Source organism: Corynebacterium mycetoides, from assembly GCF_900103625.1.
Lineage (GTDB): Bacteria > Actinomycetota > Actinomycetes > Mycobacteriales > Mycobacteriaceae > Corynebacterium > Corynebacterium mycetoides.
The window spans coordinates 857,026-881,175 of the sequence record NZ_LT629700.1; the positions used below are offsets into that span (position 1 = coordinate 857,026).

The window sequence follows — 24,150 nt, forward strand, 5'->3', positions numbered from 1 at the left end:
TGCTTCCCTTCGTTGAATCGAAATGATTCAACAATTTAGCGGCTGCTCACGACACCTGCCCGCGGAATTAATACATCATTAGGGAACGTACGTTTTCCTACCGCTCGTCGAAGCCGGCAGATCCCCTGGCCTTCGAGTACCGCTCCACCACTGCGTCCACGCGGCCCGGCCGGCCCCCGGTCGACGGCTGCTCCCGCAACAGCTCGACGAGCGTGTCGACGCCCCCGCGCTCACCCTCGGCGACCACCTCGACGCGGCCGTCGTCAAGGTTTTTGGCGTAGCCTGCCAGGCCCAGCTCGAGGGCGCGGGAGCGGGTCCACCAGCGGAAGCCCACGCCCTGGACGTGGCCGTGGACAAACGCGGTGACCCGGACCTTGTCGCTCGCCCTGTCACCGGCGCTAGGCATTATTGTCGCGGTTCTGGCGCAGGGTGACGCGGTCCTCAATGCTGCGGCGAGTCACCGGGTCGGAGCCGTCCCAGAACTCAACGTTTTTCAGCTCGGGCAGCATGTCGCGGTGGAAGACCGGGTCGACGCCCTGCACACGCTGCTCGTTGAAGTTCTTCAACAGCTTGATGGCGACCCCGCCCAGCGGGATGATCGCGATGATGTTGATGATGGCCAAGGTGCCGGCCATGGTGTCGCCGAGCGCCCACACGAGCGGCACGGAACCGAAGGCGCCGAAGATCACGAAGCCGATCACGGCGACTCGGAACACCGTCATCACGGTCTTCGAACCCGTCAGGTACTCCACGTTCGCCTGGGCGAGGTAGTAGTTGCCGATCACCGAGGAAAACGCGAGGAAGAAGAGGATGAAAGTGATCGCGTGCGCGCCCCATGCACCCACCAAGTCGGCCAGGGCCGACTGCGTCAGAGCGGCGCCCTGGATGTCACCCAAGCCATAGGTGATGGGCGGGCCGAGCAGCACGATGAACGCGGTGATGGAGCACACGAGGAGGGTGTCGAAATACACGCCCAGGGTTTGCACCAGGCCCTGCTTGACCGGGTGCGACACTGTGGCGGTGGCGGCGGCGTTGGGGGCGGAGCCCATGCCGGCTTCGTTGGAGAACAGGCCGCGGCGCATGCCGTGTATGAACGCCATCGCCACGGTGGCTCCCAGAACCTCGCGCAGGCCCAGGGCGCTGGAGACGATGAGCGAGATCATTCCGGGGACTTCCTCGATGTTCAGGATGACCACCGCGATGCCGATGAGGATATAGGCGCCGGCCATGAACGGCACGATGACCTGCGTCGCGGACGCGATGCGGGTGACTCCGCCGAAAATGATCGCCGCCGTCAGGCCGGCGACGACAACCGCGACCGTGCCTTTGAGCGCGTTGGAGTCGTTCCCCAGAGAGCCACCGACAGCCTCGACGATGGAGTTGGTCTGGATGGCGTTGTACACGAAGCCGTAGGTCAGCGCGAGGAACACTGAGAATACGACGGCCACGGGCCGCCACCCCAGTCCGCGCGTCATGTAGTACGCGGGCCCGCCGTGGTAGTTGCCGTCCTCGTCCTTGGTCTTCCACAGCTGCGCCAGGGTGGACTCCACGAACGCGGTGGCGCCGCCGATGATGGCGAGCATCCACATCCAGAACACGGCACCCGGCCCGCCGATGGAGATGGCGAGCGCGACACCGGCGATGTTCCCGGTGCCCACGCGCGACGCGGCCGAAATGGTGAACGCCTTGAAGGCGGAGATGCCGCCGTACTCGGCGTCCAGGTCGCGGCCCTCCCTGTCCTTGCCCTTGGGGGTCTCGGCCACCGCCTTGAACATGGAAGGGAGAAGCCGGACCTGGACGAAGAGGGTGCGCAGGCCGAAATAGAGGCCGGCGGCGACGAGGAACCAGGGAACGATGCCCCAGATGAACCCGTTGATCGTCCCGTCGACGAAGCTGAAAGCTGTATCCATGCAGCAAAGCTTAACGGTAGGCTGCCAAAATTTTTGAAGTCGCGCTCTTATATCGTCTGGCATCCCGGGCAAAAGCAGCTCGATCTCCCGTTGATTACGACTTTCTGCATGGTCGCCCCGCAGCGGCGGCAGCGCAGCCCCGCCCGGCCGTAGGCGTTGAGCGAGCGGGAAAAGTACCCGCTGGCACCGTTGACGTTGACGTAGAGGGAATCGAAACTGGTGCCGCCCTGCTCGAGGGCGCGGGACATCACGGCCCGGGACTCCTCGAGCAGGCGCACGGCATCTCTCTGGCGCAGTGCGCGGGCCGTGCGGGTCGGCTTGATACCCGCCGCCCACAACGCTTCATCGGCGTAGATCGAGCCGATGCCGCTGACGACCCCCTGGTTGAGCAGCACTGTTTTGATCGCGGCGCGTTTGGAGCGGATCAGCCGCGCGCTCGCGACAATGTCGAAGTCGTGCTCGAAAGGATCCGGGGCGATGTGTCCGATCGTCTCGGGCACCCCGTCCGGGGTCAAGGCCACGTACTGCCACGAGCCAAACGTGCGCTGGTCGACGAAGGCGAGCTCCACGTCACCTAAGAGCGCCCGAATACGCAGGTGCGGGCTGGTGACGGCCCCCGGCTGCCCCACCAGCATCTGGCCGCTCATACGCAGGTGAACCAGCAGTGCGCGAGAGCCGGAAAGCTCGAGCCACAGGAACTTCCCGCGCCGGCCCGTGCCGGTGATGCGCGCTCCGGGAAGAACGTCGCGCAGGTCGACGGTGTTGCCCCGGACTGCCCGCGGGTGGAGCACCTCGACGGAGGTAAAGATGCGGCCCACCAGGTGGGTGTCCAACCCGCGGCGGACGACCTCGACCTCGGGAAGCTCCGGCACTACTCCTGCTCCGCGAGCGACGGCGGCACGGCCGCGTCCACCGTATACGCCACGGCCTCGGGGTGGTCGCGCAGGAACAGCACCGCCTGGCGGGCGGCTTCCTGCTCCGCGAGCTTCTTGTTCGGCCCGACCCCACGGCCGCGCGAGTGCGCCCCGACAAAAACATCGGCGGTGAACGTCTGGTCGTGGTCCGGCCCGACGGACGTCGCGCGGTACTCCGCGCTCGGGGCCTTGAGCTCGGCGAGACGCTCCTGCAGCGCGGTCTTCCAATCCTGGTGTCGGCCGGTGGCGGTCGCGCTCTCCAGCTTCTCCGCGAATAGACGGAGCACCACGTCGCGCGCGGGCTCGAAGCCGTGCTCGCGGTAAATGGCGCCGAACAGCGCCTCCGTCGTGTCCGCCAGGATCGAATCCTTGTCGCGGCCGCCGGTGACTTCCTCACCCTTGCCCAGCAGGATATGCTCGCCGAGCTTGATCTCGCGGGCGACATCCGCCAAGCCGTAGCGCGAGACTATCGACGCCCGCATCTTCGAGATATCCGACTCCGGCCGAGACGGGAAACGCTCATAGAGCTTATTGGCCACGGACAAACCCAAAACGGCATCGCCGAGAAACTCGAGGCGCTCGTTGTTGGGCAGCGGGCCGTGCTCGTTGGCAAAGGAGCGGTGCGTCAGCGCGAGGCGCAGCAGCTCGGCGTCGAGCTCCACCCCGAGCGCTTCCAGCAGCGGGGCGTGGTCGACCGCCGTGTAGGCGGCCTCCCACGCCTCGCCCCCGGTGATCTTCGTGCGGCGCGACCTGCTCACAGGAACTTCTCCAATCCGGCCCACCGCGGGTCGACGCGTTCCTCCTCACCGGAGATTCCGTCGGGGGCGGGCACCTCGCCGGCGTTGACGCACTCGGGTTCGCACACGGGGTTGAACGGCAGGCTCATGCCCATCTCGTCCACGAACGCCTGCTCGAGGTCCACGGTGTCGTCCACCACGGACATGATCTCGTCGCCCGAGCCCCGGTCCTCCTCGGCGTCGGCCCCGACGATGAAGTCGTCGGCCGCCGAGAACACCTGGCTGATCGTCGCCGAGAATTCGGGGTTCAGCGGGGCCAGGCAGCGCACGCACTCGCCCTCGAGGGTGCCGCTGGCTGTAGCGTCGACAAGCACGCCGGATCCCAGCGGGGTGATCGTCGCCTCGACCGTGACGGTAGCCCCGGCGGGCAGCGCGATCATCTCCGGCCCGATGCGCGAGGGCGAGGGCCCCGACTGGGTGGTGATGATCGGCATGCCGTCGCCGTGGAGCGCCTCGGCGACGTTAAAGACAAAAGGATTAGCCATAACAGCCCCTAACCCTACAACGATTGGCAAGAACTAGTAATCGGCGTCCGCGCCGGCGCTGTCCTGGCGCGGGCGGCGCACCCGCTCGCGCCGCTCGCCGCGCTCAATGCGCTCGCCCCTCGGGGCGCGTTCGTAGCGCTCACCAGCGGAAACACCAGACGCGCCGGCCCCGCGGCGCAGCGCGGAGCGGTCGGAGGACACGGTGCGCAGCACGGAGGTGAGCGCCTCCTCAAACTCGGCCAGCTTGGAGTCGACGTACGAGTCGCACTCCGCGCGCAGGCGCGATGACTCGGAGTGCGCCTGCTCGACCAGGCGGTGGGCCTCCTCGTCGGCGCGGCGCATGACCTCGGAATCCGCGATGAGGCGCTCCTGCTCCGCCAAGCCCTGCTCCACCGAGCGCTGGTACTCCTGGTTGCCGGTCTCGATCAACCGGTCCGCCTCTCGCTGGGCACCGGCGACGATGGAATCCGCCTCCTCGCGGGCGCGGGTGACGGTCATCTCCGCGTCCTCCTCCGCGTTGGCCACCATGAGCGTGGCCCGCGACTGGGCGTCGGACAGCATGTCCTCGGTGCGGGTGTGCACGTCCGACATAATCCGGCGCGCCTCGTCGTCGGCGTCGGCCACAATCACGTCGGCGCGCTCCTGCGCCCCGCGCAGGATTTCGTCCTGGTTGTCCAGGACGTCCTGGGCGTCGTCGATCTCCTCGGGGTAGGCGTTGCGGATGTCGTCGAGAAGCGCGAGCACTTCGTTGCGGGGAACCATGCAGTTAGAGGTCATCGGCACGCCATAGGCCTGCTCCACAATGTGGACGAGTTCGTCGAGGGCTTCGAATACGCGGTACATGGTTCCCCAGCGTACTTCGCTTGCCGACGCCCACAGCGTCGGCGCGCGGGAAACTAGATGACGCCCTGCGCCAACATCGCGTCGGCGACCTTCTTGAAGCCGGCGATGTTGGAGCCGACAACGTAGTCGCCTTCGCGGCCGTACTGCTTTGCGGTCTCGTCTGCCATCTTGAAGATGTTGGACATGATCTTGTGCAGGCGCTCGTCGGTGTAGTCGAAGCTCCACGAGTCGCGGGAGGCGTTCTGCTGCATCTCGAGCGCGGAGGTGGCCACGCCGCCGGCGTTGGCGGCCTTGCCGGGGCCGAAGCTGACCTTATTGGCGCGGAAGACCTCGACCGCCTCCGGCGTGGACGGCATGTTCGCGCCCTCGGCCACGTAACGCAGGCCGCCATCCACGAGTTTCTGCGCGTGGTCGCCGTTTAGCTCATTCTGCGTCGCGCACGGCAGCGCCACATCGGCGGTGAGATCCCAGATGCTGCCGTCCTGGTGGTACTGCGCACCCTCTGCCTCCGCCACATAGGCGGACACGCGCTCGCGGCGGTTTTCCTTCACGTCGCGCAGCAGCTCGACGTCGACGCCGCCCGGCGTCTCCACCCAGCCGGAGGAGTCGGAGAAGCCGATGACGGTCGCCCCGAGCTCCTGGGCCTTCTCAATGGCGTAGATGGCCACGTTGCCGGAGCCGGAGACGATCACCTTGGCGCCGTCGAGGGACTCGCCGCGGGCCTTCATCATCTCGTCGGTGAAGTAGACGCAGCCGTACCCGGTGGCCTCGGTGCGCACCAGCGAACCGCCCCAGGTCAGGCCCTTGCCAGTGAGCACGCCCGACTCGTGCTGGTTGGCCAGGCGGCGGTACTGGCCGAAGAGGTAGCCGATCTCGCGCCCGCCGACGCCGATGTCGCCGGCTGGGACGTCGCGGTACTCGCCGATGTGGCGCCACAGCTCCGTCATGAACGACTGGCAGAAGCGCATGATCTCACCCTCGGACTTGCCCTTGGGGTCGAAGTCGGAGCCGCCCTTGCCGCCGCCGATGGGCAGGCCGGTGAGCGAGTTCTTGAAAATCTGCTCGAAGCCCAGGAATTTGATGATGCCGAGGTTCACCGACGGGTGGAAGCGCAGGCCGCCCTTGTAGGGGCCGAGCGCGGAGTTGAACTGGACGCGGAAGCCGCGGTTGACTCGCACCTGGCCGTTGTCGTCGACCCACGGCACGCGGAAGATGATCTGGCGCTCCGGCTCGCAGAGGCGCTCGACGAGCCCGTAGTCCGCGTAGTGGGGGTCCTTCTCCAGGACGATCTTGAGCGAGTCCAGCACCTCGGCGACCGCCTGGTGGAACTCCGGCTCGCCCGCGTTGCGCTTCAGCAGCTTGTCGTAGTAGCTGGCGACTTCCTGATCAATGGTGGTCATGCACATCCTCTTCCCAAATCGGCCGTGGAAGCCCCGGCAGGGTTCCGCACTGGCATATTTACCTAGTGTTCGGCAGTTTTTTACGAAACTCACCATACAGCCGTCCGCCCGCCATGCACCACTTTGCGCCCGTTCCGCTTTTGGTTGTGCCCGGTTCATCCCCCGCCCCGCTCCCGATAAAATGGGCCGCCAGCACGAAAAACCCCTGTTCCTCCCACCGCAATTAAGGTTGGCTATGACACGCATCACGTCCGGTTCCCCCGCCCCTTCCCCCACAGTCGTCATCGCGCCCGACGCCTTCAAGGGCACCGCGACCGCGCAGCAGGCGGCGCAGTGGCTTGGCGACGGCGTGCGCAGCGTGATCCACGACGCCAACGTCATCCTCGCCCCCATGGCGGACGGCGGCGAGGGGACGTCGAGCCTGTTCGCCGGCGAACGCATCACCCTGCCCACCACGGACGCGGCGGGGCGCCTGACCGAGGCCACCTACACCTTCGACGCGGAGACCGAGACCGCCTACATCGACGTCGCCGCGGCAACCGGTCTCCCGGCCGTCAAGGACCACCTCGTCCCCCTGACCGGCGACACCTACGGCACGGGCGTGCTCGTCGCGGACGCGGAGACCCGCGGCGCGCGCCGCATCGTTCTCGGCCTCGGCGGCTCCGCCACCATCGATGGCGGCACCGGCATCCTCGTCGCGCTCGGCGTCAACCCGCTTAATTCCCGCGGCCTCACCCTCGCCCCAGGTGGCGGCGCGCTGGTGGACCTCGCCGACTTCGACACCGCGAAGATGAACATTCCGGCGGCGTCGGTGGACTGGATCCTGCTTGCCGACGCCCTCGTGCCCGCCACCGGGCCCCGCGGCGCCGCCAGCATCTTCGGCCCGCAAAAGGGCGCGTCGGAGGCGGACGTGGACGCCCTCGACCGCTCGCTGGCCCGCCTGTGCGAGGTCACCGGGGTGGACGGCGCGCAGCCCGGTTACGGCGCGGCCGGCGGGATCGCCATCGGCCTGACGTGGGTGTCTACCCTGCTGCACGGCACCTCCGAGCACGTTACGGTTCTGCCCGGCGCGAAGGTCGTGGCCGAGGCCAACGACGTGCCGGGCAAGATCGCGGGCGCCTCGCTCGTGATCACCGGCGAGGGGCGCTTCGATTCCCAGACCGCGGAAGGCAAGGTCGTCTCCACCATCTGCGACATCGCGGCGCGCGCCGCCAGGGATACCGATTCTTCCCCGGTCGTCGCCGTCGTCGCCGGCTCCTTCGAGGCCCCCGTCCCCTCCCCTGACGCGGATCACCCCGTCATCGCCGTGACGTTGGAGGACATCCACGACGTGCAGGAGCAGCTCACTCGCGCGGGCGCCGCCGCGGCGGCGGACTACCTGCGGATCTCCACCACCCAGGGATAAATGGAGGGCTGCTCGAAACGCTCCTCCTGCTCCAGGGCCGCGGGGTCGCGGGGCAGCTGCGCCTTCGGGGTGAGAATGCGCGACAGGCCCATCGCCAGCTGGTTGTAGGAGGACGCGCCCTCCGCCGAGATCACATAGCGGTGCGGGGTCGCCCCGGCGGCATCCGGGTCCTCGCCGCGGTCGTTTTCGTACACGGTTTTCAACTGGGCGTGGGTGGAGGCGTCGACAAGCGGGCTCACCTCGTGCTCCACCGAGCCGGAGGAGAGCATGCCGCGGCTAACGAGAATGTCGAGCGCGCGGGCGAACGCCTCGGCCACCTCCCCGGCGGCGGCGTCGGGGACGAGGACATCGAACTGGATAACGGGCATGGAAGTAGGTTAGCTAATACCCTTGGTCGCCATGAGCCTTCCCGTGCACTCCCACCGCGACGCCCTGACCACCATGGCAGACGGGACAATCAAGCAGTTAAACCCGTTTTCCGGCACGGAGGTGTGGACGGTGCCCGGCCGGGGAAACCGGCCGCTTGCGCACCCTGTCGCAGACCCGCGGCCGCTGACGCCCGGGGACCTCACGCACGCCTGCGCGTTCTGCGAGGCCACTCCCCTGGCCACCCCGCCGGAGAAATCGCGCATGGTGCGCGACGGTGCCGCCTGGCGCATCGAGCGCGGCCTGCTGCCCCACGAGCTGGGCGCATCACGGGCCGAGTTTCGTCGCGTGCCCAACCTTTTCGAAATCGTCTCCTACGACTACTGGGTGAAAAACTACGGTTTCGAAATGTCCGCTGACCAGCGCGACCACATGGAGGCGTACCTCGCCGATCCCGCGGGAAGAGCTCACGTCCTCGACATCGCACGGAAACGGCTGCGGGCGAGCGGCCGCGGCGCCGACGTGGCCGCCGTGGCCGACATGGCCGACGAGGAGCTACTGGCGCTCGCGCCGAGCTACTTCGCGGGCGGGCACGACGTGATCATCGCGCGCCGCCACTACGTCGACGGCGCCGACAACACTTCCCAGCTGGCGTCGTCCGGCACGCTCACGCCCGAGGAGCACTACGGATTCATCGCGCTGACCATCGACGCGATGCTCGACCTGTACGACCGCAACCGCTACGCGCCGTACGTCGTGGTGTTCCAGAACTGGCTCTCGGCCGCCGGCGCCTCCTTCGACCACCTGCACAAGCAGCTGGTGGCCATCGACGAGCGCGGCGTGCAGTCGGAGGTGGAGATTGCCAAGCTGCGCCAGAACCTCAACCTGTATAACGAGTGGGGGGTGAACTACGCGTTCTACAACAACCTCGTCATCGCGGAAAATGACCACGCCATCCTCATCGCGGGCATCGGTCACCGCTACCCCACCATGACCATCTACAGCAAGGCGGCGTCACCCGAGCCATGGAACATGAGCGACGACGAGGTCCGCGGGTTCTCCGACCTGCTCCACGCCGCGCACGCCGCCACCGGGCCGGGCGTGGCGTGCAACGAGGAGTGGCACCACAAGCCCGTCGACGTGGACGTGCCCATGCCGCTGCGGGTGAACCTGAAGTGGCGCGTGTCCACCCTCGCAGGTTTCGAGGGCGGCACCAAGATCTACGTCAACACCCTGTCGCCGCACGACATTCGGGACCGCACGGTCACAGCGCTCTACGCCCTGCGGGACGCGGGCTCGATCGCGCCCGGTATCCGCATCGCCACCGAATGCCTGCCGTCGCGCAACGTGCTGCGCTACAACCCCCGCCTCGGGTAAGCGACTGGCTAGGCTGGTTTCCGACACGCCAGAAAGATGAGGGAGTGAGTCCGCGATGAGCTCGAACAACGCGATCAACGCGATTATTGACAGCTACGAGGTTGACCCGGTGTGGCAGCGACGGTTGTACGAGCTGCTCCACGCGAACCCCGAGTTGTCGATGCAGGAGGAGGAGACCCACGCGCGCATCCTGCACGAGCTCAAGCGCTTTGACTGCGAGGTGGTCGACCCCGTGGGCACGTACGGGGTGGTGGCGATCTTCACAAACGGCGCCGGCCCGACCGTGCTGTTCCGCGCCGACTTCGACGGCCTGCCCGTAACCGAGGACACCGACGTGTCCTACGCCTCCCACAAGACCATGACCGGCCCGGACGGAAAGACGGTGCACACGATGCACGCCTGCGGCCACGACATGCACACCACGGCGCTGCTGAGCCTGTGCGACTTCATGGACCACACGCGCGAGCAGTGGTCGGGAACCTTCATCGCGCTCTTCCAGCCGGGCGAGGAAACGTCTGTGGGTGCGATGTCCATGGTCGACGACGATCTGACAACGCGTGTGCCCCGCCCCGACGTGTGCTTCGGCCAGCACGTCATGCCGGGCCGCGCCGGCCAGGTCATGTCCAAGGCCGGTCCGCAGTTCGCCGCGTGCGACTCCATCCGCGTGACCATCCCGGGGCGCAGCGCGCACGGATCCATGCCGCACCACGCCATCGACCCGACGTTCACCGCCGCGATGATCATCACCCGCATGCAGGGAATCGTTGGCCGAGAGGTCGACCCGAACGACTTCGCGGTCGTTTCCGTGGGAACCCTGCAGGCGGGCTCGGTGACCAACATCATCCCGTCCAGCGCCGAACTGACCCTCAACTGCCGCTTCTACTCCGACAAGACGAAGGCCAAGGTGTACGCGTCCATCGAGCGCGTGGTGCACGCGGAGGTCCTCGCCTCCGGCATTACGGACAAGCCCGGCATCGAGTACTTCGCCCACGGCGAGCTGCTGAGCAACGACGCGACCGTGTACAACAAGGTCCGGCCCTCGTTCGACGCCGTTTTCGGAGCCGAGTCCGTCACCTCGCCGCGCAAGACGGTCTCCGAGGACTTCCCCTTCATCCCCATCGCGTTCGGCGCGCCCTACTTCTTCTGGCTCATCGGCTGCACCCCCAGCGAGCAGTGGGACGCTGCCGTGGCCGCTGACCGCGTGGCCGAAGACGTGCCCGTCAACCACATGTCGACGTTCCTGCCGGAGTACGAGCCGACGATCCGGTCTGCGTCGCGCGCGGCGGCCGCCGCGGTGCTCACCTACCTGGCGCGCTAGCGCCCGCCCGGTAGGCTCGGGAGGCACCGACATTACTGAGATGAAACGTAAGGGGACCGCGATGTCCGATTCCACCCAGCCCTCATTCGTAGACTCCGTTCCCGGCCACGTCCGCGGTTTTTCGGGCGCCCGCCCGGAAAACTCCACGGTGAAGAAGTTCTGGACCGGGCTCTCCGCCGCCGTGATCGACCAGATCGGCGCCGACTGGGACGCGACGAGGAAGGCCTACGCCGCGACCCGCAGGCAGGCCTATTTTTCCGCCGAGTTCCTCCAGGGCCGCGCGCTGCTGAACAACCTGACCAACCTCGGGCTCGTGGACGATGCCGCCCGCGTCGCCGAGGAATACGGCCACAACCTCACCGACGTGTTAGAGGCCGAGCACGACGCCGCCCTGGGCAACGGCGGCCTGGGGCGCCTCGCCGCGTGCTTCCTGGATTCCGCCGTCACGCAGAATTACCCCCTGACCGGCTACGGCCTGCTCTACCGCTACGGGCTGTTCCGCCAAGAGTTCGTCGACGGCTTCCAAAAAGAGCAGCCCGACGCGTGGAAGGAGTCCTTCTACCCCTTCATCGTGCGCCGCGGCACCCAGCAGCGCGTGGTGCGTTTCGACGACATGAGCGTGCGCGCCGTACCCTACGACATGCCGATCACCGGCTACGGCACCCGCAACGTGGGCACGCTGCGCCTGTGGGACGCCAAGCCGATGCACGAGTTCGACTACGACGCGTTCAACTCGCAGCGCTTCTCCGACGCGATCTTGGAGCGCGAGGCGGTCCACGACCTCACCCGCGTGCTCTACCCCAACGACACCACGTTCGCCGGAAAGATGCTGCGCGTGCGCCAGCAGTACTTCTTCGTCTCCGCCTCCCTGCAGGAGATGATTGACAACTACATCACCCACCACGGCGAGGACCTCTCCGGCTTCGCCGAGTACAACTCGGTGCAGCTCAACGACACCCACCCGGTGCTCGGCATCCCCGAGCTGATGCGCCTGCTCATGGACGAGCATTCCATGGGCTGGGAGGATGCCTGGGAGGTGACCACTAAGACCTTCGCCTACACCAACCACACTGTGCTGGAGGAGGCCTTGGAGCGGTGGGACGTGGCCATTTTCAAGCAATTGTTCTGGCGCATCTGGGAGATCGTGGTGGAGATCGACCGCCGCTACCGCATCGACATGGAGGCCCGCGGCATCGCGCCCGAGGACGCCCACCACTTCTCCCCCGTCCACGACGGACAGGTGCACATGGCGTGGATCGCGTGCTACGGCTCCTACTCCGTCAACGGCGTGGCCGCCATGCACACCGAGATTCTCAAGCGCGAGACGCTGAGCTACTGGTACGGGATGTACCCGGAGCGCTTCAACAACAAGACCAACGGCGTGACCCCGCGCCGCTGGCTGCGGATGTGCAACCCGCGGCTGTCCGCCCTGCTCGACCGCCTCTCCGGCTCCGACGCCTGGGTCACCGACCTGCCCCGGCTCAAGGAGCTGCGCCACTACGTCGACGACGACGCCGTGATGAACGAGCTGCGCGAAATCAAGGCCGCCAACAAGCGCGACTTCGCGGCGTGGATTTACGAGCACCAGGGCATCGAGATCGACCCAGACTCGATCTTCGACACCCAGATCAAGCGCCTGCACGAGTACAAGCGGCAGCTGATGAACGCCCTCTACATCCTGGACCTGTACTTCCGGATCAAGGACGATGGCGAGCGCGACGTGCCCAAGCGCACCTTCATCTTCGGCGCGAAGGCCGCCCCCGGCTACGTGCGGGCGAAGGGCATTATCAAACTGATCAACGCCATCGGCGAGCTGGTTAACAACGACCCCGTGGTGTCGCAGTACCTCACGGTTGTCTTCGTGGAGAACTACAACGTCTCCCCCGCCGAGCAGATCATCCCCGCGACCGACATCTCCGAGCAGATCTCCACCGCCGGCAAGGAGGCCTCGGGCACCTCCAACATGAAATTCATGATGAACGGCGCGCTCACCCTGGGCACGATGGACGGCGCGAACGTGGAAATCGTCGAGGCCGTCGGCGAGGACAACGCCTACGTGTTCGGTGCGCGCGAGGAAGACCTGCCGCAGCTCAAGCGCGACTACAACCCGTACGCCGTCGCCGAGTCGGTGCCGGGGCTCAAGCGCGTTCTCGACGCGCTCGTCGACGGCACGCTTGACGACGCCTCCACCGGCGCATTCCACGACATCCGCGGCTCGCTTCTCGACGGCCACGGCCAGGCGCCGGACACCTACTACGTGCTCGGCGACTTCGCGGACTACCGCGCCACCCGCGACCGCATGAGCCGGGATTACGTCGCTGACCCGCTCGCCTGGGCACGCATGTGCTGGACCAACATCTGCGAATCCGGGCGCTTCTCCTCCGACCGCACGATCCACGACTACGCCACCGAGGTGTGGAAGCTGGAGCCGACCCCGATCGAGCAGGCGTAGCGGTGGACCACCTCCAGCGCGCCATCGAAATCGCCACCGAGTCCGCCGGCTCCGACGGCGGGCCGTTCGGTTGCGTGATCGTGACCGAGCGCGGCGTCTACGAGGGTCGCAACGACGTGGTCGCCCGCCACGATCCGACGGCGCACGCCGAGATCCAGGCGATCCGCGAGGCCTGCCGCGCGGAGGGCACCCATGACTTGACGGGCGCGGTGCTCTACGCGTCCGGTCAGCCGTGCCCCATGTGCTTCGCCGCGATCCATTGGGCGCGCATTGACACGGTGTTGTACGCCGCCACCAACGACCAGGCAGCCGCGGCCGGTTTCGACGACTCCTTCATCTCGGAGGTGGCCTGCGGGAACGCAGACGGGCCCGTCGCCTTCCGCCACGCTCCCCAGGACAACGACAACGCGCCCTTCGACGCATGGGCCGCCAACGACGACCGGGTGCAGTACTAAGTTCCTGTTCGACCGGAAGCCGGTTCCACCCCTCATCCGCGCCGGAATCGGCGTTCCGGTCGAACACGCCCGCGCTGCTACTATGTCCGTGACGCGGGCCGGACACACCGGAAAAGGGCCCGCGCGGCACGAAAGGGCAGGTGTGAGGGGCATGATCCTGCTCATTGACAACCGCGATTCCTACACGTTCAACCTCGCGCACCTGATCGCCTCCGCGGCCGGTCAGGAGCCCGAGGTGGTGCGCGCCGACGACGTCGCCGCCCGCGGCGTGTGCGAGCGCATCGCCCGCGGCGTCTACAGCCACGTCGTCATCTCGCCGGGTCCGGGCACCCCGGAGTCGGAGGCGGATTTCGCGGGCTCCCGCGCCGTGATCGAGGCCGCCGCCGACATCCCCGTCCTCGGGGTGTGCCTGGGGCACCAGGGGCTCGCCCTCCTCGCCGGCGCCGCCGTGCAGCGCACCCAGCCGCGCCACGGGCACGTCAGCCGCATCTCCCACTCCGGCGTGGGCATCTTCGCCGGGCTGCCGCAGGACTTCGCCGCCGTGCGCTACCACTCGCTGCACGTGGACCCCGCGCACGCGGGGAACCTGCGCGTGCACGCACGCAGCGAGGACGGCGTCATCCAGGGTCTCGAGGTTCTCGGGCGCCCGCACTGGGGCGTGCAGTTCCACCCCGAATCGGTGCTCACCGAGCACGGCGCGGACCTCATGCGCAACTTCCTCGCGCTTCCTCCTCGGCGGGCGGCGGCATGGGGCGTCACCCACGAGCACGTCGATGTGGACGCCGACCTCGACACCGAAGCGACGTTCCGCGCGTTGCGGGGGTCGGGCCCCGACGCCTTCTGGCTCGATTCGGCGACGGGCGACGGGTTCACCATCATGGGCACCACCGCCGGGCCGCTTTCCCGCACGCTGACGTGGCCGGGCTGCGGCGACGCGCTCGCCGCGCTCGCGGACGAACTCGCCGCTGGCATCGACACCGCCGGCATTCCCGACCTCCCGTTTACCGGCGGCTGGGTCGGATACGTCGGCTACGAGGCGGCGGAGCTCACGCTGCCCGGCTTCACCTCCCGCCACGCCCGCAGCCAGCCGGACGTGTACCTGGTGCGCCCCCAGTCGTTCCTCTGCTACGACCACGCGGCTCGCCGCGCCCACCTCATGGCTGTGCACCGCGGCGCCCCCGGGCCCGAGACGGAGGGCCTGCTCGCCGCTCTGCGCCAGGCGCTGAGCACGCAGCGGCCCGCCGTCTCGGTAGCGCGCGTGGAGCAGGGCGCGTGGCGGCTAAGCCGCGCGGAGTACCGCGGGCGCTTCGAGGCGGCGAAAGCCACGCTGGCAAGCGGCGATTCCTACGAGGTCTGTCTCACGGACACCTTCGAGGCGACGACCCGTGCGGAGAGCCTGGACCTCTACTCCCGGCTGCGCCGCGCCAACCCGGCCCCGTACGCCTCCTACCTCGCCCTCGGCGACGTCGAGGTGCTCTCGAGCTCGCCGGAGCGCTTCCTCACCGTGCGCGGCGGCACCGTCGAGGCCAAACCCATCAAGGGCACGCTCGCCGTGTCCCATCCGCCCGAGCAGCTGCTTGACGACGCCAAAACACGCGCCGAAAACCTCATGATCGTCGATCTTTTGCGCAATGACCTCGGCAGGGTCTGCGTCCCCGGGTCGGTCGAGGTGCCCCGGCTCATGGCCGTGGAGACGTACGCTACGGTTCACCAGCTCGTCTCCACTGTCACCGGCCGCCTGCGCCCGGAGACGGGGCTGGTGGACCTGGTGCGCGCGACGTTTCCCCCGGGCTCCATGACCGGGGCGCCGAAGGAGCGCACCTGCGCCGTCATCGACGCGCTCGAAGCCGGGCCGCGCGGGGTGTATTCCGGCGCAATCGGATACTTCGGGTTCGACGGGTCGGCGGACCTGAGCGTGGTCATCCGCGCGGCCGTCAAGCGGGGCGAGCGGATCTCTGTGGGCGCCGGCGGCGCGATCGTGTGGGATTCCGACGCCGAGTCCGAGTACGAGGAGATGCATCTCAAGGCCGACGCCGTGCTGCGGGGGTGGACGTGAGATCCTACGTCTGGCGCGACGGGTGGGTGGAAACTATCCGCCCCGCCGGCGAATTCGTGTGCGCGGAATCCTGGCGCCACCGGTTCGGCCGGGCTAACGGGTTAGGGCTGCACGTCCGGCGCTTCGCCGCGCACGCCGGCGAGGTTCCAGACGGGTTGTGGGAGGCCACAGTCGCGCTCCTCGGCGCCAAGGAGGAGCTCTTCCCGCGTGTCGGGGCCACGGGCGGCTCGTTCCGACTGGATATACGCCCCGCCCCGCCGCCGCGCGCGGTCACTCACCTGACGGTGGCCAACGCGCCCGATCCCCGCCGGTTCCCGCTGGTGAAAGGGCCCGACCTGGCGCGCCTGGCGGAGCACCGCGCCCGCTACCTCGCCCCCGGGACCGACGATGTCGTGCTCGGTGAGTACGCGGAGACGACGACGGGGGCCCTGGTGGGCTGGGACGGCGACACCCTGGTGGTGCCGACCGGGGCGCACCTGCCCTCCGTGACGCAACGGCAGGTGGCGGATCGGGCCCGCGCGCTCGGCGTTGAGGTTGTCTCCGGACGGCTCGACGAGGGCATGCCCCTGTGGTTTATGAACTCGGTACACGGGGTCAGCCCGGTGGGGCGCATCGTCCGCGGGGGCGTTGCAATCGACGTTCCGCAACACGCCCGCGCCTCCGACTGGGCGGCGTGGTGGTGGGAAGGCTTTACAACGACACGGCTAACGACGCAGCTCTAGTGCGGGTTCTGGGCGTCCTCGCCGAGCTGGTGGACGTGGATCGTGTTGGTCGTGCCCGCGACCCCGGGGGGTGTGCCCGCCACGACAACCATGGTATCTCCGGCGTTGTAGGTGCCAATGCCCAGCAGGTAGTCGTCCACAACCCGGATCATGTCGTCGGTGGAGCCGATCTCGGGGCACAGGAAGGTTTCCGCGCCCCATGTCAAGGCGAGCTGGGACCGCACCTGCTGCACCGGGGTGAACACGAGCAGCGGGAGGTCGGGGTGCAGGCGCGCCACCCGGCGCGCCGTGTCACCCGAGGTGGTGAACGTGACAATCGCCCGGGCGTTGAGGCGGGTCGCGATGTCGTTGGCCGAGTACGAGATCACGCCCCGTTTCGTGCGTGGGATGTGGTTGAGCGGCGGGACGGTGCCCATGGACTCCGCAACGCGGACAATGCGGCCCATCGTGCGCACCACGTTGTGCGGGTCGACGCCGATCGAGGTCTCGCCCGAGAGCATGACGGCGTCGGCACCGTCGAGCACGGCGTTGGCCACGTCGGACGCCTCGGCGCGGGTCGGGCGGGAGTTCTCAATCATGGAGTCGAGCATCTGCGTGGCCACAATGACCGGCTTCGCGTTCTCGCGGGCGATCTGGATGACGCGCTTTTGCACCAGCGGCACCTGCTCGAGCGGGATCTCCACGCCCAGGTCGCCGCGGGCGACCATAACCGCGTCGAACGCCAGGATGATCGACTCCAGCGCGTCGACGGCCTCGGGCTTTTCCAGCTTGGCAATGACCGGGACCCTGCGGCCCACCTCGTCCATCACCTCGTGCACGAGATCCACGTCCGAGGGCGAGCGCACAAACGACAGGGCGATGAAGTCGACGCCGAGCCTCAGCGCGAACTTCAAGTCCTCGATGTCCTTCTCGCTCAGCGCAGGCACGGAGATGTTCATGCCGGGCAGGGACACGCCCTTGTTGTTGGACACCGGCCCGCCCTCGGTCACCCGCGCGACGACGTCGTTGCCGTCGATTTCGGTGACAACCAGGGCGACCTTGCCGTCGTCGACAAGCAGGCGATCACCGGGCTTGGCGTCCTGGGCGAGCTGCTTGTAGGTGGTGGAGACGCGGTCGTGGGTGCCCACGACATCGTCGACGGTGATGCGGACGTCCTCACCCGTCTCCCACTGAGTCTTGCCCTCCTCGAAGCGGCCGAGGCGGATCTTCGGGCCCTGTAGGTCCGCGAGGATGCCCACGGCGTGCCCCGTCTCGTCCGTGGCCTCGCGCACCCACCGGTAATTCTGCTCGTGGTCGGCGTGGTCGCCGTGGGAGAAGTTCAGCCGGGCCACGTCCATGCCGTCGCGGACAAGGCCGACGATGGCTTCCTTGCTCGCCACCGCGGGGCCGAGCGTACACACCATTTTTGTTCTTCTATCCACAACGTCCACCAGCCTCGCCTTAGCTCAAACAGTTACTTCTCGTGCGGCGCAGCGCCACGATCCGCTTCCCCACCGTACCGTTTTGCGTGCTCCCCCGCCGGCGCGGAACCCGTGGCAGAGGGCAGGCCCGCCGTGAGCGCGCCACCGCGGCGCGGATCGGGGTTGCGTCGCGGATCCACCTCGTGCGGGTCCTCCTGGCCGCGCGGCAGCCGGAGGAAGACGATGAGGGCGGCGATGAACAATATCGCCGAGACCCAGGTGTTCACGCGCAGGCCGAGGATGTGGTTGGCCTCGTCGGCGCGCATGAGCTCGACGAAGAAGCGGCCGAACGCGTAACCCGCTAGGTAGAGCGCGAACACGCGGCCGTGGCCGAGGCGCCACCGCTTCTCGGCCCAGAGGAGGAAGGCGAAGACGGCGAGGTTCCACAGCAGCTCGTAAAGGAACGTCGGGTGCACGCTGGCCACGATCTCGCCGGTGGAGCGGCCGGTCAGTGGCGCGTAGTTGCCCGCCTCGTCGACGCGGTAGTAAATGTCGAGCGCCCACGGCACGTCGGTCGGCCGGCCGTAGAGCTCCTGGTTGAACCAGTTGCCCAGGCGCCCGATGGCCTGGGCGAGGATGATGCCCGGGGCCACCGCGTCGGCGAACGGCGCCAGCGGAATCTTCTTGTACTTAAACAGGGCCCAGACGGCGGCGAACCCCAGCGCAACCGCGCCGAGGATCCCCAGACCGCCCGCGGAGACGTTGAACGCCTGCCACGGGTCGCGCCCCGGCCCGAAGTACTTGTCGTAGTCCGTGATCACGTGGTAGAGGCGCCCGCCGACGATTCCGGCCGGGATCATCACAATGGCGGCGTCCCACACCACATCCGGGTCGCCCCCCTTCGCCTTGTACCGTCGCAACGTCAGCCACAAGGCGACGAGGATGCCGGTGATGATGCACAGCGAGTACGCCCGAATCGGCACGGGTCCGAGGTGCCAGACGCCCTGCGGCGGCGAGGGGATGTTGGCCAAGATCGTCGTTTCCACGCCCCATAGTGTGCCCGATGGGCCGCCCGGAGGCGAAACAACCGAAACAGTCGGGGGTTAGTTCCGGGACGGGCACGCCGGGTGCTGGCCCGCCGCGGCGAGCCGGCGCGTCGCGGCCTCGACGTCGTCGGAGCTCATCACCGCTTCAGCGGCGAGGACTGCGTCGGCACCGGAGGACGCGGCGTGGATAAGATCGCGCGCGGTGCGCACTCCCCCCAGGCTGATCTTGATCACTTCAGACGGCAACCCCGGCGCGATCTCGGCGAACGCGGCGGGGTTGAGGGAGTTTGTGTCGAATGTCCAGGAGTTCACCGCAATCACGCGGGCCCCGGCGCACAAGGCCCGGTCGGCCTCCTCGCTCGTGCGGACCTCCGCCATCACGTGCATTCCCAAGGATTCAGCCCGGTCGATGAGCGCCTCGAGCCGGTGCTGGTCGAGGATCCCCACCTGCAGGGGAATCATGTCCGCGCCAAAACACCGGGCCTCGTGTATCTGGTACGGGTCGACGATGACGTCGCGGCACACCATGGGCAGGTCTACCGCCGCGCGGGCGTTGGCCATGTCGGTCAGGGAGCCGTCGAAACGCAGCCGCTCCGTCTGGCAGGCGATGAGGTGGGCCCCGCCCGCCTCGATCCCGCGGGCGATGTCCTCGATGGGGACCTCCGCCTCACCGTGCGCGAACGGCGCGGTGGGCCCGAATACCGGGGAATTGCGTTTGATCTCAACGATCACCCCGCACCCGTGGCGCAGGAGCGCGGCGCGGGCGTCGCGAGTCGGCTCCATCGCCCGGGAGCGAGCCTTGATCTCCTGGAACGGGACGACGGCTTCGCGCTTTTCGACGTCGCGCAGCACGGCCGACACAATGCCATCCACAACACCCGCTGTATGCATAGCCCACTCCCTTCCGCCAGTACACAGGGTAACCGCGCGCGCCCGCGTTCCGGAAATCGGGGCCGGATTAGCGCCGCTGGGGCGGGTCGGTGTCAGTGGGGTCGGTAGGATCAATATCCGCGTCCAGCGCGTCCCACAACACCCGGCCCGAGTCGGGGTTGGCCTCCAAGTCGGAGCCGATCTTCTCCTTGCGCACGGCCTCCGTCTCGTACTTGTTCAGCGTGGCCGAATCGCGGCCGGGCCGGGCCGCCACCGCAATCCCGCCCGCCGCGGCTATAGCCAGGCCGGCGATCGTCAGCGCGAGGTTGAGCGGGTGCAGCTGCACGGAGGTGAGCTCCGCCATGCTCAAAATCGAGCCCGCGCGCGCCTGGGCGTCCTCCGCCCCCGCGGTCAACAGGGCCCGGACGCGCTCTGGGTCGGCTCCCCTGAGCAGGAGCGAGACCGGGGAGAGGGACGCGCCGAGGGCGGCCACCGCGGCGATCGCGCCGACGATGCGCCGCGGCACGCGCCGCAGGGCTACCGCCGCGACGGCGGCGACGAGGAGCAGGAAGGAGACCGCGGAGACCTCCGTGGACCACTGAGCGCCCGTCAGCGACCGCGCGCCGCCGCCCACTCGGTCGTCAAAAAACTCCACGTGTATCCAGTCCATGCGGCTAAACAGTGCCACCGCAACGGCTCCCGCACCCAGGCCCGCCGCGCCGATGCGCGTCAGCCCCTTGTCGGCCGCGCCCACAGTTTTCTGTGCCATGCCCCGATCTTAGAGCAGCTGGTCCGCGTCGAAACACGTGCGGTCGCCCGTGTGGCAGGCGCCCCCGATCTGCTTGACGGTGACCAGAAGCGTATCCCCGTCGCAATCCAGGCGAACGCCCGTGACCTCTTGCGTATGGCCAGAGGTCAGGCCCTTGATCCAGTACTCGTTGCGGGAGCGGGAGAAGTAGGTTCCCTGCCGGGTCGCCAGTGTGTGCGCGAGGGCGTGGTCATCCATCCACGCCATCATGAGCACCTCGCCCGTGCCGTCGGCCTGCACCACCGCGGGCACGAGGCCGGCCTCGTTGCGTTTCAGGCGCGCGGCGATGGCCGGGTCGAGATCGAAATCGGCCGGGTTGGTCACCGGACCTCCTCCCCTGTAGCGCGCAGCGCCTGCTTGACCTCGGCGATGGAGACCTCACCGAAGTGGAAGATCGACGCGGCGAGCACCGCGTCCGCCCCCGCGTCCACCGCCGGGGGGAAGTGCGCCGCCTCCCCGGCGCCGCCCGAGGCGATCACGGGGATGGACACCGCGGCCCGCACCTTCTCAATGAGCTCGGTGTCGAACCCCGCCTTGGTACCGTCGCCGTCCATGGAGTTGAGCAGGATCTCCCCCGCCCCCATCTCCTCGCCGGTGCGCGCCCACTCGACGGCGTCGATCCCGGCGGACCGGGTGCCTCCGTGAGTGGTCACCTCGAAGCCGGAGGGCTGCGGCTGCCCGCCGGCGGGCACCCGGCGCGCGTCAACGGACAGCACAATGCACTGCGCCCCGAACAGGCGCGAGAGCTCGCGCAGCAGTGTCGGCTCCGCGATGGCGGCCGTGTTCACGCTGACCTTGTCGGCGCCGGCGCGCAGCAGCTCGCGCACGTCCTCGACGGAACGGACTCCGCCTCCGACGGTCAGCGGGATGAACACCTGCTCGGCGGTGCGGCGCACGACGTCGAGCATCGTGCCGCGCCCCTGCTTCGAGGCGGTGACATCGAGGAAGGTCAGCTCGTCCGCCCCCTCCTCGCCGTAGCGCTTGGCCAACTCCACCGGGTCGCCCGCGTCGCGGAGGTTGTCAAAGTTCACGCCCTTGACCACTCGTCCGTTGTCCACGTCGAGACACGGGATCACCCTTACTGCCACACCCATGAAACGTGCGCCCCTTGCTCTCTTCGACTTGTCTTTGCCTTGTCTTTGCCTTGTCTTTGTCTTGTCTCGTCTTTGCCTTTGGTTGGAAAGACTCTACGCCCGTGAACCACCCCGGCGAACTACCCCGGCGGACTACTTCGACGAGACGGATCTCATCGTACTCAGCGCGATCTTGTGGGCCCTGCGCGTGCCCGCCACCGCGCCGACAGCGTCCATGGTCCACGGAGCCCCGTCCGGCCCGGTGACCACCGCGCCGGCGCAGCGCGCCAGGAGGATGCCCGCCGAGTTGTCCCACAGGTGCGGGGAGAAGCTCACCGCCGCCTGGTAGATCCCCTGGGCCACGAAAGCGAAGTCCACCCCCACCGATCCGGAGATGCGGGGGCGCAGGTCCGTGTCCGCCAGCGTGGCAATAACGTTCAGGCGCACGTCCGCCGGGTAGAGCTCGGAGTCGGGCGAGCGGATGGAGCCCACGCCGACCTGAGACGCCGCCGTCGTGTCGGAGCCGATCGGGGGCAGGGCTTCGCCGTTGAGGTAGACCGGGGACCCGTCGACGCCGGTTAGCCGCATGTCCATCAACGGGATGTCCGTCACGGCGACGGCGGGCTGCCCGTCGCGGATGAGGGAGACCAAGATCGAGCAGTTCGGGTTCCCCGAGGAATAGTTCGAGGTGCCGTCGATCGGGTCGAGCACCCAGCACGCGGTGGGGTTTAGGTCCCCGCCCTGCTCTTCGCCGTAGACGGGAATGCCGGTTTCCTCGGCCAGCCGGGTGCGCATCATCGCCTCGATGGCGAGGTCAGCCTCGGTGGCGAAGTCCCCCTTAGACTTAAACAAAGCGGGCGCGGCACCGAGGTGCGAAATGAATAGCTCACGCGCCGACTCCACAACACTCTCGGCAATCTCGAGGTAGTGCTCGTTGCTATTCATGCTCACCATATCGCCACTTTACCCGTAGTTATTCCGCCCAGTAGAACGCGCTAGTAGAACGTGACCGTATCAAACCGCGGGGGTGTCGGAGCCGGATGCGGCGTCGAGCGCCTCGCGCAGGGTGAAGCGGCGCTCGTAGAGCGCTTTACCCACGATGACGGAGTCGATGCCCTCGTCGGCGTAGCGCGCGATGTCCGCGACATCCCCCAGGGTGGCCACACCCCCACTGGCGGTCACGAGAGCGTCGGTGGCGGCCGCGACGTCGCGCAGCAGGTCCACGTTCGGGCCCGTCAGGGTGCCGTCGCGGCTGACGTCGGTGACCACAAACCGCGCGCAGCCGGCGGCGTCGAAAAACTCCACCACCTCCCACAGGTCCCCGCCGTCGGATGTCCAGCCGTCGCCCTTGGTGCGCCACTGGCCGTTTTCCTCGCGCACGGCGATGTCGATGGCGATGGCGTCCCCGTGGCGCTGGATCGCGTCCGCCGTCCATTCGGGGTTCTTCAGCGCGGCCGTGCCGATATTGACGCGTCGAGCGCCGGTGGCCAGGGCGCGCTCGAGCGTCTCATCGTCGCGGATGCCGCCGGTGAGCTCCACGTTGATGTCGAGGCCGCGGGTGATCTCGGCCATGAGCTCGTGGTTGGAACCGCGGCCGAAGGCGGCGTCCAGGTCGACGAAGTGCAGCCACTGCGCCCCCTCGTCGCGCCAGCGCTGGGCGGCCTCCAACGGGGAGCCGTAGCTCTTCTCCGTCCCGGCCTCCCCCTGGTTGAGGCGCACCGCCTGGCCGCCGACGACATCGACCGCGGGGAGGACAGTAAAGCTCGTAGCCTGACTCATGCCCCAGAGTCTAACGGAGGGTGCGTACCCAGTTCTCCAGGAGTGCCAGGCCCGCGTCGCCGGACTTTTCCGGGTGGAACTGCGTGGCCCACAGCGGGCCGTTTTCCACGGCCGCCACGAAGCGATCCCCGCCGTGCTGCGCCCACGACACCTTCGGCGCGGCGATGTAGTCGTCTTCCTGCATCTCCCAGCGGCGCACACCGTACGAGTGCACGAAGTAGAAACGCGTCTGCGGGTCGAGCCCGGCGAAGAGCTCCGAACCAGGGGCCATCTGCACGGTGTTCCACCCCATGTGCGGCAGGACGGGCGCCTCAAGCTTGTCGACGACCCCCGGCCACTCACCGATCCCCTCCGTGTCCACGCCGTGCTCCACCCCGCGCTCGAAGAGGACTTGGAACCCGACGCAGATGCCCAGCACCGGGCGGCCTCCCGCCAGCCTCTGCCCGATCGCCCGGGGGGCGTTCACGTCGCGCAGCCCCTGCATGCACGCCGCGAACGCCCCGACTCCGGGAACGACGAGACCGTCGGCCTCCACGGCGATCTTCGGGTCGGCGCTGACCGTGACGGCTGCGCCGACATGCTCCAGCGCGCGCTGGGCGGAGCGGATGTTGCCCGCGCCGTAATCGAGCAGGACGACGGAGGGTGCGGACGCCGGGGTGGTCTGAGTCATGGCT

At 68.1% G+C, this 24,150-nt stretch carries 24 protein-coding genes; 7 read left to right on the forward strand and 17 right to left on the reverse strand.

Translation table 11 applies throughout. From position 1 onward, the window contains the following. Positions 1-97 precede the first annotated feature (97 nt). From BLS40_RS04195 to gdhA, 7 genes are read right to left on the reverse strand one after another with little or no spacing between them, the layout of a single operon-like run. On the reverse strand, positions 98-406 hold the full coding sequence (locus BLS40_RS04195) for an acylphosphatase (protein ID WP_092149190.1): 309 nt from the start codon (positions 404-406) through the stop codon (positions 98-100). Next, positions 399-1,910 (reverse strand): alanine/glycine:cation symporter family protein, encoded by a 1,512-nt coding sequence (locus BLS40_RS04200; RefSeq protein ID WP_092149193.1) that lies wholly within the window; start codon positions 1,908-1,910, stop codon positions 399-401. The genes BLS40_RS04195 and BLS40_RS04200 overlap by 8 nt, the downstream gene beginning before the upstream one ends. 47 nt (positions 1,911-1,957) lie before the next feature. Beyond that, complete coding sequence (gene mutM, locus BLS40_RS04205) at positions 1,958-2,782, reverse strand: bifunctional DNA-formamidopyrimidine glycosylase/DNA-(apurinic or apyrimidinic site) lyase (protein WP_092149196.1); 825 nt, start codon at positions 2,780-2,782, stop codon at positions 1,958-1,960. Then, positions 2,782-3,582, reverse strand: a complete 801-nt coding sequence (gene rnc, locus BLS40_RS04210; RefSeq protein ID WP_092149199.1) for a ribonuclease III — start codon at positions 3,580-3,582, stop codon at positions 2,782-2,784. The genes mutM and rnc overlap by 1 nt, the downstream gene beginning before the upstream one ends. Continuing rightward, positions 3,579-4,106 (reverse strand): YceD family protein, encoded by a 528-nt coding sequence (locus tag BLS40_RS04215; RefSeq protein ID WP_092149202.1) that lies wholly within the window; start codon positions 4,104-4,106, stop codon positions 3,579-3,581. Before BLS40_RS04215 ends, rnc begins: the two co-directional genes overlap by 4 nt. 33 nt (positions 4,107-4,139) lie before the next feature. Then, positions 4,140-4,949, reverse strand: coding sequence for a DivIVA domain-containing protein (locus BLS40_RS04220; protein WP_092149205.1), 810 nt, complete (start codon positions 4,947-4,949; stop codon positions 4,140-4,142). Between the two features lie 53 nt (positions 4,950-5,002). After that, entirely contained in the window at positions 5,003-6,349 is a 1,347-nt protein-coding gene (gene gdhA, locus BLS40_RS04225; RefSeq protein WP_092149207.1) for an NADP-specific glutamate dehydrogenase, read from the reverse strand. 235 nt (positions 6,350-6,584) lie between these two features. Here gdhA and BLS40_RS04230 point away from each other — a divergent pair, with 235 nt between their 5' ends. Next, positions 6,585-7,754, forward strand: a complete 1,170-nt coding sequence (locus BLS40_RS04230) for a glycerate kinase (protein WP_092149210.1) — start codon at positions 6,585-6,587, stop codon at positions 7,752-7,754. Here the strand turns inward: BLS40_RS04230 and BLS40_RS04235 are convergent. Then, on the reverse strand, positions 7,724-8,122 hold the full coding sequence (locus tag BLS40_RS04235) for a hypothetical protein (protein WP_092149213.1): 399 nt from the start codon (positions 8,120-8,122) through the stop codon (positions 7,724-7,726). The genes BLS40_RS04230 and BLS40_RS04235 overlap by 31 nt on opposite strands. Positions 8,123-8,153: 31 nt before the next feature. On the opposite strand from BLS40_RS04235, the gene BLS40_RS04240 reads away from it, so the two are divergent. From BLS40_RS04240 to BLS40_RS04265, 6 genes are all read left to right on the forward strand, one after another. Continuing rightward, on the forward strand, positions 8,154-9,497 hold the full coding sequence (locus BLS40_RS04240; RefSeq protein ID WP_092152154.1) for a DUF4921 family protein: 1,344 nt from the start codon (positions 8,154-8,156) through the stop codon (positions 9,495-9,497). A 55-nt stretch (positions 9,498-9,552) separates the two neighbouring features. After that, a complete protein-coding gene (locus BLS40_RS04245; protein WP_092149216.1) occupies positions 9,553-10,815 on the forward strand; it encodes an amidohydrolase in 1,263 nt (420 codons plus the stop codon). 61 nt (positions 10,816-10,876) lie between these two features. Next, complete coding sequence (locus BLS40_RS04250; RefSeq protein ID WP_092149219.1) at positions 10,877-13,267, forward strand: glycogen/starch/alpha-glucan phosphorylase; 2,391 nt, start codon at positions 10,877-10,879, stop codon at positions 13,265-13,267. 2 nt (positions 13,268-13,269) lie between these two features. Then, a complete protein-coding gene (locus tag BLS40_RS04255; protein ID WP_092149222.1) occupies positions 13,270-13,722 on the forward strand; it encodes a nucleoside deaminase in 453 nt (150 codons plus the stop codon). Positions 13,723-13,873: 151 nt separating this feature from the next. Continuing rightward, the gene (gene pabB / locus BLS40_RS04260) at positions 13,874-15,778 is read left to right on the forward strand and encodes an aminodeoxychorismate synthase component I (RefSeq protein ID WP_092149225.1); all 1,905 of its coding nucleotides are present in this window, start codon (positions 13,874-13,876) and stop codon (positions 15,776-15,778) included. Then, complete coding sequence (locus tag BLS40_RS04265) at positions 15,775-16,500, forward strand: aminotransferase class IV (protein WP_231908515.1); 726 nt, start codon at positions 15,775-15,777, stop codon at positions 16,498-16,500. The genes pabB and BLS40_RS04265 overlap by 4 nt, the downstream gene beginning before the upstream one ends. Here the strand turns inward: BLS40_RS04265 and pyk are convergent. From pyk to hisH, 9 genes are all read right to left on the reverse strand, one after another. Beyond that, positions 16,497-17,921, reverse strand: a complete 1,425-nt coding sequence (gene pyk, locus BLS40_RS04270; RefSeq protein ID WP_092152156.1) for a pyruvate kinase — start codon at positions 17,919-17,921, stop codon at positions 16,497-16,499. The two genes, BLS40_RS04265 and pyk, sit on opposite strands and share 4 nt — an antisense overlap. Before the next feature lie 32 nt (positions 17,922-17,953). Next, complete coding sequence (gene lgt, locus BLS40_RS04275) at positions 17,954-18,946, reverse strand: prolipoprotein diacylglyceryl transferase (protein ID WP_092149231.1); 993 nt, start codon at positions 18,944-18,946, stop codon at positions 17,954-17,956. A gap of 57 nt (positions 18,947-19,003) precedes the next feature. Then, a complete protein-coding gene (locus tag BLS40_RS04280) occupies positions 19,004-19,837 on the reverse strand; it encodes an indole-3-glycerol phosphate synthase TrpC (RefSeq protein ID WP_092149234.1) in 834 nt (277 codons plus the stop codon). Between the two features lie 67 nt (positions 19,838-19,904). Continuing rightward, a complete protein-coding gene (locus BLS40_RS04285) occupies positions 19,905-20,585 on the reverse strand; it encodes a TIGR02234 family membrane protein (RefSeq protein ID WP_092149237.1) in 681 nt (226 codons plus the stop codon). A 9-nt stretch (positions 20,586-20,594) separates the two neighbouring features. Further along, a complete protein-coding gene (gene hisI / locus BLS40_RS04290; protein WP_092149240.1) occupies positions 20,595-20,948 on the reverse strand; it encodes a phosphoribosyl-AMP cyclohydrolase in 354 nt (117 codons plus the stop codon). After that, complete coding sequence (gene hisF, locus BLS40_RS04295; RefSeq protein ID WP_092149243.1) at positions 20,945-21,718, reverse strand: imidazole glycerol phosphate synthase subunit HisF; 774 nt, start codon at positions 21,716-21,718, stop codon at positions 20,945-20,947. The genes hisI and hisF overlap by 4 nt, the downstream gene beginning before the upstream one ends. A 132-nt stretch (positions 21,719-21,850) precedes the next feature. Further along, a complete protein-coding gene (locus BLS40_RS04300) occupies positions 21,851-22,642 on the reverse strand; it encodes an inositol monophosphatase family protein (protein ID WP_092152158.1) in 792 nt (263 codons plus the stop codon). 69 nt (positions 22,643-22,711) lie between these two features. Beyond that, on the reverse strand, positions 22,712-23,476 hold the full coding sequence (gene priA / locus BLS40_RS04305; protein WP_092149246.1) for a bifunctional 1-(5-phosphoribosyl)-5-((5-phosphoribosylamino)methylideneamino)imidazole-4-carboxamide isomerase/phosphoribosylanthranilate isomerase PriA: 765 nt from the start codon (positions 23,474-23,476) through the stop codon (positions 22,712-22,714). Between the two features lie 10 nt (positions 23,477-23,486). After that, positions 23,487-24,146, reverse strand: a complete 660-nt coding sequence (gene hisH, locus BLS40_RS04310) for an imidazole glycerol phosphate synthase subunit HisH (protein WP_092149249.1) — start codon at positions 24,144-24,146, stop codon at positions 23,487-23,489. Positions 24,147-24,150 lie beyond the last annotated feature (4 nt).

Bases quoted from the DNA above. Each gene is read 5' to 3' on its own strand.
- BLS40_RS04250 (WP_092149219.1), top strand. From the start codon at position 10,877: ATGTCCGATTCCACCCAGCCCTCATTCGTAGACTCCGTTCCCGGCCAC.
- BLS40_RS04235 (WP_092149213.1), bottom strand. From the start codon at position 8,122: ATGCCCGTTATCCAGTTCGATGTCCTCGTCCCCGACGCCGCCGCCGGG.
- BLS40_RS04285 (WP_092149237.1), bottom strand. From the start codon at position 20,585: ATGGCACAGAAAACTGTGGGCGCGGCCGACAAGGGGCTGACGCGCATC.
- priA (WP_092149246.1), bottom strand. From the start codon at position 23,476: ATGAGTCAGGCTACGAGCTTTACTGTCCTCCCCGCGGTCGATGTCGTC.
- hisH (WP_092149249.1), bottom strand. From the start codon at position 24,146: ATGACTCAGACCACCCCGGCGTCCGCACCCTCCGTCGTCCTGCTCGAT.
- BLS40_RS04220 (WP_092149205.1), bottom strand. From the start codon at position 4,949: ATGTACCGCGTATTCGAAGCCCTCGACGAACTCGTCCACATTGTGGAG.
- pabB (WP_092149225.1), top strand. From the start codon at position 13,874: ATGATCCTGCTCATTGACAACCGCGATTCCTACACGTTCAACCTCGCG.
- BLS40_RS04200 (WP_092149193.1), bottom strand. From the start codon at position 1,910: ATGGATACAGCTTTCAGCTTCGTCGACGGGACGATCAACGGGTTCATC.
- BLS40_RS04230 (WP_092149210.1), top strand. From the start codon at position 6,585: ATGACACGCATCACGTCCGGTTCCCCCGCCCCTTCCCCCACAGTCGTC.
- BLS40_RS04280 (WP_092149234.1), bottom strand. From the start codon at position 19,837: ATGCATACAGCGGGTGTTGTGGATGGCATTGTGTCGGCCGTGCTGCGC.
- gdhA (WP_092149207.1), bottom strand. From the start codon at position 6,349: ATGACCACCATTGATCAGGAAGTCGCCAGCTACTACGACAAGCTGCTG.
- BLS40_RS04215 (WP_092149202.1), bottom strand. From the start codon at position 4,106: ATGGCTAATCCTTTTGTCTTTAACGTCGCCGAGGCGCTCCACGGCGAC.
- BLS40_RS04240 (WP_092152154.1), top strand. From the start codon at position 8,154: ATGAGCCTTCCCGTGCACTCCCACCGCGACGCCCTGACCACCATGGCA.
- BLS40_RS04300 (WP_092152158.1), bottom strand. From the start codon at position 22,642: ATGAATAGCAACGAGCACTACCTCGAGATTGCCGAGAGTGTTGTGGAG.
- BLS40_RS04245 (WP_092149216.1), top strand. From the start codon at position 9,553: ATGAGCTCGAACAACGCGATCAACGCGATTATTGACAGCTACGAGGTT.
- hisF (WP_092149243.1), bottom strand. From the start codon at position 21,718: ATGGGTGTGGCAGTAAGGGTGATCCCGTGTCTCGACGTGGACAACGGA.
- BLS40_RS04195 (WP_092149190.1), bottom strand. From the start codon at position 406: ATGCCTAGCGCCGGTGACAGGGCGAGCGACAAGGTCCGGGTCACCGCG.